Genomic DNA, 9703 nt, shown 5'->3' with positions numbered 1-9703 from the left:
CGCTCCGGTCGACGGGGCCACCTCGTCCGGGCTGACCTCGTCGGGGCTCGGTGCGGCCGTCGCGACGTTTTCTTGTGCGGGGGCGTTCGATTGCCTATCGCAGCCGGCGGTCAGCACGGCCGCCAGGATCACAGGGTAGAGCGACAGGCGCATGAGTTCCTCCAACAGCATGTGGGGCGGCAGGTTCGCCGCAGGCCCCTCGGCGGTAATGCGCGCGATCAATGCCTCGATCCCGTTCGACAAGCAAATGTGGCGACAGGACATTGCCGGATCGAAGGCGCATGTCGCGATGCTGGCCGAAACCGGCATCGTGTCGCGTGAGGATGCCGACGCGATCACCGCGGGGCTGGAGACGGTCGCCGACGATTACGCCGCGAACGGCGTGCCCGAGGATCTGGCGCTCGAAGATATCCACATGCTGACCGAGGCGCGGCTGGCCGAGGCGATCGGGACGCCTGCCGGGCGGCTCCACACCGCGCGCAGCCGCAACGACCAGGTCGCGACCGATTTCCGCCTGTGGGTGCGCGATGCGATCGACGAGACGAACGTGGCGCTGGGCGCGCTGCTCGATGCGCTGATCGCCCGTGCGGATGACCATGCCGATGCGGTGATGCCGGGCTTCACCCATTTGCAGAGCGCGCAGCCGGTGACGCTCGGCCACCACCTGATGGCCTATCACGACATGGTCGCGCGCGATCGCTCGCGCTTTGTCGACGCGCGTGCGCGGCTCAATCGCTGCCCGCTGGGCGCAGCGGCGCTGGCGGGAACGGGCTTCCCGATCGACCGGGAGATGACCGCGGCGGCGCTGGGTTTCGATGGGCCGACGACCAACAGCCTCGATTCGGTCAGCGACCGCGACTTCGCGATCGAATATCTGACCAGCGCCAGCCAGTGCGCGCTGCACCTGAGCCGGCTGGCCGAGGAGTTCGTGCTGTGGGCGTCGCAGCCGTTCGGCTTCGTGTCCTTGAGCGACCAATGGTCGACCGGCAGTTCGATCATGCCGCAGAAGCGCAATCCGGATGCGGCCGAACTGGTGCGTGGCCATGCGGGCCGCATCGTCGGGCTGATGACCGGCCTGATGGTGACGATGAAGGGCCTGCCGCTGGCGTATTCCAAGGACATGCAGGACGACAAGCCGCCGGTGTTCGAGTGCCATTCGCTGCTCGCGCTGTCGATCGCGGCGATGACCGGCATGATCGAATCGGCGACCTTCCGCACCGACCGGATGCGCGGCGTGGCCGAGGCCGGGTTCGCCACCGCGACCGATCTGGCTGACTGGCTGGTACGCGAGGCCGGGCTGCCGTTTCGCGAGGCGCATCACGTCACCGGTCGCGCGGTCGCCCGGGCCGAGGCGCTCCACGTGAAACTCGACGCGGTGCCGATCGAGGAGCTGACCGCGATCGACGCGCGGATCGATGCGCGTGTCTATGATGTGCTGACGGTCGATGCATCGGTCGCCAGCCGCAGGAGTTTCGGCGGCACCGCGCCCGATCGCGTGCGCGCGGCGGTCACGGCGGCGCGCGCTGCACGGGAGGCAGAGGCATGAAGTATCTGGTGGCGATCGGCCTGCTGGCGCTGGCGGCCTGCGGCTCGCGCGGCGACCTCAAACCCGCCGAGGGCAAGGCGTTGCCGGTCAAGCCTTATGGCGCCACCGCCACGCCGAACGCGGGCGACCTGATGCAGCCGTCGACCCAGGCGCGGCCGCGTCGCGCCGACGATCTGCAACAGTCGAGCGACAAGCGCGCCCGCGATGAATTCGACCTTCCGCCGAAGTGAGACGATGGACGATTTTGCTCCCCAGAACGGCGTGCTCCACGCCGAAGACGTGCCGCTGACCCGCATCGCGGAAGAGGTTGGTACGCCCGTCTACGTCTACTCGCGCCGCACTTTCGAACGCCACGCGCGGGCGTTTCGCGAAGGGATGGAACAGGCCGGCAAGGTCCACCTGGCCTATGCGATCAAGGCCAACCCCAACCTCGCGGTCCTGCGGATCATGGCCAACATGGGCTATGGCGCCGATGTCGTGTCGGTCGGCGAGATGCGGCGCGCGCTGGCCGCGGGCATGAAACCGCACGACATCGTCTTTTCCGGCGTCGGCAAGCAGATCGCCGAGCTTGAGGCCGGGCTTGATGCCGGCATCGGCCAGTTCAACCTGGAGCTGGAGGAGGAAGGCAGCGTCGTCGCCGCGCTGGCGGCCAAGCGTGGGATACGCGCGCCCGCCGTGCTGCGCGTCAATCCCGACGTCGATGCGGGAACGCACGCCAAGATCTCGACCGGGAAGGCGGAGAACAAGTTCGGCGTCGCGATCAGCGATGCGGTCGCGATCTTCGACCGGCTGGCACCGCTCGACGGCCTGGACCTGCGCGGCGTCGCCATCCACATCGGCAGCCAGTTGCAGAGTCTTGCACCGCTGGAACAGGCCTATGTCCGCATCGGCGAGCTGGTGACCGAACTGCGGGCGCACGGCCACACGATCACGCATGTCGATCTGGGCGGCGGGCTGGGTGTGCCCTATCGTCCGGACGATGTCTTTCCGTCACCGGCCGAACTCGGCGCAATGGTCGCGCGGGTGACGAAGGACTGGGGCGTCACGCTGATGTTCGAACCCGGTCGGGTGATCGCGGGCAATGCCGGCGTGCTGCTGACCAGGGTCATCTGGGTGAAGCCGGGCGTCGGCGACCCGTGGGTGATCGTCGACGCCGCGATGAACGACCTCGCCCGTCCTGCGCTGTACGATGCGTTCCACGATTTCGTCGCGGTCGAGGCGACGGGTGAGCGTATGACCGCGAACATCGCCGGGCCGGTGTGCGAGAGCGGCGATACCTTTGCCAAGAACCGCGAGATCGATTGCGTGACGAGCGGCGACCTCGCCATCTTCCGTACCGCCGGTGCTTACGGGGCGACGATGGCATCGACCTACAACAGCCGCGCGCTGGTGCCCGAAGTGCTGGTCGACGGCGACCGCTACGCCGTCGTGGCCGACCGCATCGCCGCCGAGACGGTGATGGGCGCGGAGCGGGTGCCGGACTGGTTGTGAGGGCGTGACGCTCCACAGCCTGCCCATCTTCGTCCGCCTGACCGACCGCGCGGTCGTACTGGTCGGCGATGGCGAGGCGGCGGACGCCAAGCGTCGCCTGCTGGAACGCGCCGGCGCGCGGATCGTCGATGAGGATGCGACCGACGCCGCCCTTGCCATCGTGGTCGACGACGACGCCGCGGTCGCGCGGCTGAAGGCGCGGGGGCTGCTGGTCAACGTCGTCGATCGCCCCGACCTGTGCGACTTCACCCTGCCCGCGATCGTCGAACGCGGCGACGTGCTGGTCGCGGTCGGGACGGGGGGCGTGTCGGCCGGTCTCGCCGCCGCGCTGCGCCAGCGGCTGGAGGCACTGCTGCCCGCCGGGCTGGGGACGCTGGCAAAGGGATTGCAGGCCGCGCGCGGGGCGATGCGCACCCGCTGGAGCGACGGCGGCGATCGGCGCCGCGCGATCGGGGCGGCGCTGGCGCCGGGCGGGCCGCTCGATCCGCTGGGCGATCCGATCGCGGTCGAGCGCTGGCTGGCCGATGCCGGAACCGTCGCCAGTCGAGTCGAGGCGGTGCACGTGACCGATGATCCCGACGCGCTCACTCTGCGCGACGCGCGGCTGTTCGCGCTCGCGGATCGTGTCCATCATGCCGCCGACGTGTCGTCCGCCGTTCTCGACCGCGCGCGCGCCGACGCGGTGCGGGTTGCGGCGCCCGTCCCGGCGACGACGGAACCCGGCCTGACCTTGTGGGTAGAGCGCAGACGATGAGCGGTTTCGCCTATGCCCTGCGCGACGGCAGCGCCGAAGAAGTCGAGTTGAGGGCGGCGCCTTCCGCCGCCGGCGATTTCGTCTGGGTCCATCTGTGCGTGTCCAACGAACACGCCCGCGCATGGCTGACCGACGAGGCGAAGCTGCCGGATTATGTCGTCGAGGGCTTGATCGCGGCCGAGACGCGTCCGCGCTGCACGCCGATGGACGATGGCGCACTGGTCAATCTGCGCGGGATGACCGAGGCCGATGTCGGCAGCGACCTGCTGGCGTCGGTGCGTATCTTTGCGAGTGCCGGTCACGTCTACACCGTCATGCGGCGGCAGCTGAAGGCGCTGGAGACGGTCAAGCGGTCGGTCGCGGCGGGGCGCATCCTCGACCCCGGCGACCTGATCGCCGAATTCGCCTCCGCTATTACCGAGGAGCTCGACCCCGTCGTCGCGGACCTGGGCGACCGGCTGGATGTCTGCGAGACGCAGATCGAGGCGATCCGCGCGTTTCGCCTGCGCCAGCGGGTCAACCGCGTGCGGGTGGAAGCGATCGGTTATCGCCGCTTCCTGAATCCGCAGCGCGCCGCGCTGGAAAAGCTGGCGGCGTTGCCCGCAGACTGGTTGCAGGACGACGACCGCGTCCACCTGTCGTCCGCCGCCGATCGCGCCGCGCGCATGGCCGAGGAAGTCGAGGCGATCCGCGAGCGCGCCGGGTTGATGCACGAGACGCTGACCGACCTGCGCGGCGAGCTGATCGACCAGCGCAGCCTGGTCATCGCCATCGCGGCGATGGTGTTCCTGCCGCTGACGTTCCTGACCGGATTGTACGGGATGAACGTCGAGGGACTGCCGTTCGCCAAGGAACCCTGGGCGTTCGATGCGATCCTTGGGATGTGCGCCCTGATCGCGGTCGGGATCGTCGGCTGGTTCAGCTGGCGGCACTGGACCCGCTGAGCCGCGCGACTTCATCACTCAGCGCCCGGATCGATGCGATCAGCCGCGACCGATCGATGGTCGCATCCGCCGATGTGCCGGGTCGTGGTCGATCGCTCCGGCGTGCCGACCGCGCGAGGATCCGGTCGATCCGCGCCACGAGCATGTCGAAGGAAAAAGGCTTCGCGATCCAGTCGTCTGCCCCGGCCGCCAGCGCTTCCACCGCCGCCGCAGGATCGCTGCGGCCGGTGATGACGATGACCGGCAGGTCGGCCGTCTTGGGCGAACCGCGAAGCTCGCCCAGCACCGCGACCCCCGACATTTCGGGCATGACCATGTCGAGCAGGACCAGATCGATGTCGCCGTGGTCGATCATGACGAGCGCCTGTCGGCCGCTGTCGCACGGCAGAACGGCGAAACCGCTCTGGGTCAGGCGACGACACAAGACGTCACGATTGGTCCGGCTGTCGTCGACGACGAGGATGGTCGGCGACGCGACGCGGGAAGCGGGACGAGTGTCGATCATAGGGCCGACGCTACGGCGCGATGGTTAACGCCGCGTCAACGCTTCAGGAAGTCGAGCATCTGCCCGACCATCATCGCCAGCTGCGGCTCGGCGCGGTCGATCGCGTCCGGTCCCTCGGCGGTGTTGATCGCGACGCCCAGCGGCGTCGGCCAGCCGCGCAGCGCATGGGTGATGCTGCGCAGCCCGATCAGCGTTGCGACCGCCGCCTGCCACCCGGCCGCAGTCGCGATATGGCCGACGGGAAGCCCGTGAAAATACGGCCGCTCGTCCTTCGACATCAGCTCGACATGGTCGAGCGCGTTCTTGACCATGCCCGAAAAGGTGCCGTGGTAACCGGGCGATCCGATGATGATGCCGTCGGCGGTGCGCAGCGCAGTCAGGAACGCATCGAGCGTCGGGTTGCCGTCGATCTGGCCGGGTTCGAAATTGGGAAAGGCGATGGCGTCCCCGGTCAGCAGCGTCGTGCGCGCGCCCCGCGCCTCCGCGATCGCCAGTGCGCGGGAAAGCGCGGCGCCGGTGGAGGATTGCGGTCGGCTGGTGCCGCCCAGGGCGACGATATGCGGCTGGCTCATCCCGCGTGTCGCTAGCGCGTTAGATTCGATCCGTCACGCGCGACGCGCGGATTCCCAGGCGCCGGCGATTTCCTCCAGCGTGGACGCCACCGACAGGAACGGCGCCGGGTCCATGCCGAGGCTCGCGTTGACCACCTCGCGCCGCGACCCCTGGTATAGCCGCGACAGCGTCAGCGACAGGTCGCCGCCGTTATCGAAATCCAGGCCGTTCTCCAGCGCGAACAGGATCGAGATGGCACGCGTCACCCGCTCGCTCTTGACGTCGTAGCGGCGGTGCTCGGCCGCCCATGCCGCCGATCGCAGCGCCCGGACGCATTCGCCGTACAGCAGCGAGACCAGCCCCGCCGCATCCTGCCCGCCGGTGCGGCTGACGAGATCGATCGAGCGATACGTCGCCTCGGGACGGGCGAGCGCGGTTGCGTAGCGGGCCATTACGAACTCTTGTTCCAGGCGGCGATCTGGTTCGTCAGCATGCTCTGCGTCGCCTTGTATGCCGCCACGCGCGAATCCATCGTGGCGTATTGCTGGGTCAGGCGGGTGGTCGCTTTTTCCTGCGCATCGGTCAGCTTGGTCCTTTCCGCGGTCAGCGCCGACTGCGCCTTGGAATAGCGGGTCTGCGCCGCGCCCAGCCCGAACGCGAAGCTGGTGACGGTCGCCGATACCGCGTTCAGGGCCGACGCCAGGCCGTCCTTGGTCGATCGTACGCCACGATCGGTGAACATCGCCTCGACCGCAGCCGGGCTCGATGCGACGACCGATGCCAGCCGCTTCGAATCGACGCTGAGCGACCCGTCGCGGTTGGTCGTCACGCCCAGTTCGGACAAGGTCCGCGGGCTGCCGTCGGTCGCGCCGGTCAGGTCGATCAGCGTCAGGTTGCGCAACTGGCGCTTCATGTCCTGCGCCGCCGGATCGCGCGCCAGCTTGCCGGTGACCGGATCGGTCGCCGCCTGCACCAGCTTGTACAGCTCGTTATAGGTCGTGACGACATCGTTGACCGCCTGGGTCAGCGCGGATGTCGCGGGCGTGGCGCCCAGTGCGACGCGGACGCCCGGCGCGGCGGATTGCAGGTCCAGCCGGACGCCCGGTATCAGGTCGGCGATGCTGTTGGTGCTGCGCGACACCGCGACGCCATCGACCGACAGCAGCGCATCGCCGGCGGTGGCGCGGATCTTGGCGTCGGTCCGCGACACCTGCATCGCATCGACGAAGCCGGGCGATCCTTGCGCGGCGATCGTGAAGGTCTGGTCGATCCCGGTCGCGCTCTTCAACACCAGTCGCTCGCCGCCGCGATCGGTGACGATGGAGGCGGTCAGGCCGGTGTTCGGCGTTGCGTTGATCTTGGCGGCGATCGCGCTGGGCGTCGTCTCGGCATCGCTCGCGAAGGCGATGTCGGTCGCTCGCGAATCGGGACGTAACACGCCATCGGCGTCGGGCGCGAAGAACTGGATGCGGATGCTGCTCGGGCCCGATGCCGTCGCGTCGCCCAAGGGCACGCCGGTCGTCAGCGGCTCGGTCGCGGTGACCTGGGCGGAGGCCAGTTGCTGCACCTCGACTGCGTTCGAAAGGCTGGTGACCGGCTTGCCGCCGATCGCGGTTGCCTTGACGACCGCGGGGTTGCTGCTGGTCGCCTGCGTGGCCAGCGTCCCGCCCTTCACCAGGCTGGCGAGCGCGGTCGAGAATTGCGTCATCCCGCTCTTCAGCTCAGCGACGCTGGAGATCTGGGCCGTCAGCGCATCGTTGCGCGTCTCGATCTGCTTGGTCTTGCCCGCGAATTGCGCGGAGACCAGGCCGGTGACGAGCGCGGAGACATCGATCCCCGATCCCGTTCCCAGCGTCTTGGCAATCGATTCGACCACGAGCGTCCCCTTCCCCCCTGTAATCGACCGGAAGCGCTGAATATTTAGCCCTGCTTGACGCCGTTCTCGTCGAATTTCGCGGTGTCGGGCACGGTAACCAGCGGCTGGATGCCGCCGGCGGCCTGGTTGACGCCGAACACGAAGGCGAGGACGGTCGCGACCGCGAGATACAGATCGTCGCGGATCTCCTGCCCCTCCTTGCTGGTGTAATATATGCCGCGGGCGAGCGTCGGATATTCGAGCACCGGCACCTGCATCTCGCCCGCCAGATCGCGGATGGCGAACGCGGTCGCGCCGCGGCCCTTGGCGACCACCACCGGCACCTGATCCTTGCCGGGATCATAGCGCAGCGCGACCGAGAAATGGGTCGGGTTGGTCAGCACGACATGCGCCTCGCCCATCGCCTTGCGGAAACCGCCCTTCAGAATTTCGCGCTGGCGCGCGCGCAGCTGCGCCTTGTTCTCGGGGTTGCCCTCGGCCTCCTTGTGCTCGTCCTTGATCTCGTCCTTGCTCATGCGCAGCTTGGCGAGCAGCTGGAAGGCCTGGAGCGGCACGTCGATCATCGCGATCAGCACCAGCCCGCCGGCCATGACGAACAGCAGCGTCAGGAACGTGCCGCCCAGATTCTCGACCGCGCGGTGGAAATCGGACGTGACGAGGCCGATCGACGACTGCGCCATGGACCAGAGCATATAGCCGCCGATCGATCCGAGCAGGATGACCTTCAGCAGCGACTTGCCGAGTTCGACCCAGCCCTGCATGCCGAAGATGCGTTTGAGGCCCGATGCCGGGTTCAGCTTCGACGGCTTGGGCGCCATCAGCTTCGGATTGAAATGCAGTGCGCCGAGCCCCGCCTGACTCAGGATCGCGCCGACGACCGACACCGCGAACAGCACCAGGATCGACGGCATCAGTTTCGCACCCGCCTCGGCCAGCGGGCGGAAGGGTTCGAAATGCTCGACATCGGCGCGCCCGAAGGTGAAGCCGGCGGCCATGACGCCCTTCAGCGCGGCGAGCATACTCGGGCCCAGCATCGCGATCCATGCGCAGCCGATCAGCATTCCCAGCGCGGAGGCGAACTCCTTGCTGCGCAGCATTTGCCCGTCATCAAGCGCCTTTTGACGGCGCTTGGGTGTCGGGGCTTCTGTCTTTTCGCCGCCCTCCGACATCAGCCGAAGACCAGCTTGGCGGTCATGTCGAGCGCTTCACGGACGATGACCTGCATGTAATCGCCCATCGCGGGCAGGCCGATCATCAGCGCGACGACGCCGACCGCCAGGCTGGCGGGCAGGCCGACCGCGAACAGGTTCATGGCCGGCGCCGAGCGCGACAGCATGCCGACGACGAGGTTCAGGCTCAGCAGCAGGAAACCGACCGGCAAGGCGAGCAGCAGTCCGGCAAGAAAGGCGTAGCCGCCGAAGAAGGCGATGTTGCGCAACCGCTCCGGCGCGATCCACGCCGCTCCGGGCGGCAGCGCCTGGTAGGACCGGACGATCAGGTCGACCAGGATCAGGTGACCGTCGACCGACAGGAACAGGAGCGTCAGCAGGATCGACAGGAACTGGCCGAGCGCCGGCGACGACGTGCCGTTCAGCGGATCGACCGCCTGTGCAAAGCCGATCCCCATCGACGTGCCGATCAATTCGCTTGCGACCAGCGGTGCGGCAAAGGCGATCTGGATGATGAAGCCGATCGCCAGGCCGACGAGGATCTCGGCGGCGATCGAGACGAAGGTGGTGAGTGCGAAGACTTCGGTCGGAACGGCGTAGCTCTGGCTGTTGAGGACCAGGATGCCGATCGCACCCGACAGCGTGATGCGCACGGGCAGCGGCACCGCGACCGCACCGAACACCGGCGCGGCTACGAATGCCGCACCGACGCGCACCATCGTGAAGAGGAGCGCCCAGAGCTGCGGCTCTATGGCAAGGCCGAAGCCTAGCACGGCGCAGCCTGCGAGAGCGCGCACGCTGTGCGCCACGCAGGCAAGCCCGGCCGGCGGGCGTCATGCGCCCGTTCGACGACGCGGCTTTGCCGC

At 68.3% G+C, this 9703-nt stretch carries 11 protein-coding genes and 1 pseudogene; 5 read left to right on the top strand and 7 right to left on the bottom strand.

Features of this window, described 5'->3' with window-relative positions; genetic code table 11:
* Nucleotides 1-222: pseudogene (locus tag ASE86_RS16355) on the bottom strand (hypothetical protein); the annotation flags it as partial.
* Here ASE86_RS16355 and argH point away from each other — a divergent pair.
* Genes argH through ASE86_RS00785 form a run of 5 tightly spaced genes read left to right on the top strand, consistent with a single transcriptional unit; the run spans nt 170 to nt 4735 of the window.
* Entirely contained in the window at nt 170-1546 is a 1377-nt protein-coding gene (argH, locus tag ASE86_RS00805) for an argininosuccinate lyase (RefSeq protein ID WP_056421637.1), read from the top strand. The pseudogene ASE86_RS16355 and the gene argH overlap by 53 nt on opposite strands.
* Nucleotides 1543-1776, top strand: coding sequence for a hypothetical protein (locus tag ASE86_RS00800; protein ID WP_056421636.1), 234 nt, complete (start codon nt 1543-1545; stop codon nt 1774-1776). Before argH ends, ASE86_RS00800 begins: the two co-directional genes overlap by 4 nt.
* Before the next feature lie 4 nt (nt 1777-1780).
* A complete protein-coding gene (gene lysA, locus ASE86_RS00795) occupies nt 1781-3037 on the top strand; it encodes a diaminopimelate decarboxylase (RefSeq protein WP_056421635.1) in 1257 nt (418 codons plus the stop codon).
* A gap of 4 nt (nt 3038-3041) precedes the next feature.
* Nucleotides 3042-3791: a bifunctional precorrin-2 dehydrogenase/sirohydrochlorin ferrochelatase gene (locus tag ASE86_RS00790; RefSeq protein WP_056421634.1), complete on the top strand. Its 750-nt coding sequence runs from the start codon at nt 3042-3044 to the stop codon at nt 3789-3791.
* On the top strand, nt 3788-4735 hold the full coding sequence (locus ASE86_RS00785; RefSeq protein WP_056421633.1) for a zinc transporter ZntB: 948 nt from the start codon (nt 3788-3790) through the stop codon (nt 4733-4735). The genes ASE86_RS00790 and ASE86_RS00785 overlap by 4 nt, the downstream gene beginning before the upstream one ends.
* On the opposite strand, the gene ASE86_RS00780 is transcribed toward ASE86_RS00785, so the two are convergent.
* The 6 genes from ASE86_RS00780 to fliR are packed head-to-tail and all read right to left on the bottom strand — an operon-like array spanning nt 4710 to nt 9610.
* Nucleotides 4710-5240: a response regulator gene (locus ASE86_RS00780; RefSeq protein WP_056421632.1), complete on the bottom strand. Its 531-nt coding sequence runs from the start codon at nt 5238-5240 to the stop codon at nt 4710-4712. The genes ASE86_RS00785 and ASE86_RS00780 overlap by 26 nt on opposite strands.
* A 35-nt stretch (nt 5241-5275) precedes the next feature.
* Nucleotides 5276-5812, bottom strand: coding sequence for an NADPH-dependent FMN reductase (locus ASE86_RS00775; protein WP_056421631.1), 537 nt, complete (start codon nt 5810-5812; stop codon nt 5276-5278).
* Between the two features lie 33 nt (nt 5813-5845).
* A complete protein-coding gene (locus ASE86_RS00770; protein WP_056421630.1) occupies nt 5846-6244 on the bottom strand; it encodes a flagellar protein FliS in 399 nt (132 codons plus the stop codon).
* Nucleotides 6244-7668 (bottom strand): flagellar filament capping protein FliD, encoded by a 1425-nt coding sequence (gene fliD / locus ASE86_RS00765; RefSeq protein ID WP_056421629.1) that lies wholly within the window; start codon nt 7666-7668, stop codon nt 6244-6246. Before fliD ends, ASE86_RS00770 begins: the two co-directional genes overlap by 1 nt.
* 44 nt (nt 7669-7712) lie before the next feature.
* Nucleotides 7713-8837 carry a flagellar biosynthesis protein FlhB gene (locus tag ASE86_RS00760; protein ID WP_056421628.1) on the bottom strand — a complete coding sequence of 375 codons (1125 nt, stop codon included), beginning with the start codon at nt 8835-8837 and terminating at the stop codon, nt 7713-7715.
* Nucleotides 8837-9610: a flagellar biosynthetic protein FliR gene (gene fliR, locus ASE86_RS00755; RefSeq protein WP_082441575.1), complete on the bottom strand. Its 774-nt coding sequence runs from the start codon at nt 9608-9610 to the stop codon at nt 8837-8839. The genes ASE86_RS00760 and fliR overlap by 1 nt, the downstream gene beginning before the upstream one ends.
* Between the last annotated feature and the right edge of the window lie 93 nt (nt 9611-9703).

The organism is Sphingomonas sp. Leaf33 (genome assembly GCF_001421785.1).
Taxonomy (GTDB): Bacteria; Pseudomonadota; Alphaproteobacteria; order Sphingomonadales; family Sphingomonadaceae; genus Sphingomonas.
The sequence above is the reverse complement of the archived record's forward strand: the minus strand, read 5'-3'. Positions and strand labels throughout refer to the sequence as shown.

Excerpts from the sequence above, each read along its gene's own strand:
- ASE86_RS00770 (WP_056421630.1), bottom strand. The coding sequence starts at position 6,244 with ATGGCCCGCTACGCAACCGCGCTCGCCCGTCCCGAGGCGACGTATCGC.
- ASE86_RS00780 (WP_056421632.1), bottom strand. The coding sequence starts at position 5,240 with ATGATCGACACTCGTCCCGCTTCCCGCGTCGCGTCGCCGACCATCCTC.
- lysA (WP_056421635.1), top strand. The coding sequence starts at position 1,781 with ATGGACGATTTTGCTCCCCAGAACGGCGTGCTCCACGCCGAAGACGTG.
- ASE86_RS00785 (WP_056421633.1), top strand. The coding sequence starts at position 3,788 with ATGAGCGGTTTCGCCTATGCCCTGCGCGACGGCAGCGCCGAAGAAGTC.
- ASE86_RS00775 (WP_056421631.1), bottom strand. The coding sequence starts at position 5,812 with ATGAGCCAGCCGCATATCGTCGCCCTGGGCGGCACCAGCCGACCGCAA.
- ASE86_RS00800 (WP_056421636.1), top strand. The coding sequence starts at position 1,543 with ATGAAGTATCTGGTGGCGATCGGCCTGCTGGCGCTGGCGGCCTGCGGC.
- ASE86_RS00760 (WP_056421628.1), bottom strand. The coding sequence starts at position 8,837 with ATGTCGGAGGGCGGCGAAAAGACAGAAGCCCCGACACCCAAGCGCCGT.
- argH (WP_056421637.1), top strand. The coding sequence starts at position 170 with ATGTGGGGCGGCAGGTTCGCCGCAGGCCCCTCGGCGGTAATGCGCGCG.